The 242-nt window shown below is 45.5% G+C and carries 1 pseudogene; it reads left to right on the forward strand.

Features of this window, described 5'->3' with window-relative positions:
* Positions 1 to 242 (forward strand): annotated as a pseudogene (locus tag ETC07_RS16400) (nicotinate-nicotinamide nucleotide adenylyltransferase); the annotation flags it as partial.

Here is a 242-nt window from a genome sequence, read left to right on the forward strand (position 1 = left end):
CTGATCAGGTCGCTCAACGTCTTGAATTAGATAAAGTTTGGCTCATGCCCGAGGCTCTTCCTCCCCATATTGATGAGAAAAAAACAATCTCGGCTGAGCATCGTGTGAAAATGCTGGAGCTGGCGATTGCAGATAGTCCACGCTTATCGCTTGAGTTGGGAGAAGTTGCACGTGGTGGGAAATCTTACACCTATGACACGATGAAGCATCTCACTCAAGCTTATCCAGATACTGATTTTTAT

The organism is Halomonas borealis, from assembly GCF_004798905.1.
Classification (GTDB): domain Bacteria; phylum Pseudomonadota; class Gammaproteobacteria; order Pseudomonadales; family Halomonadaceae; genus Halomonas; species Halomonas borealis.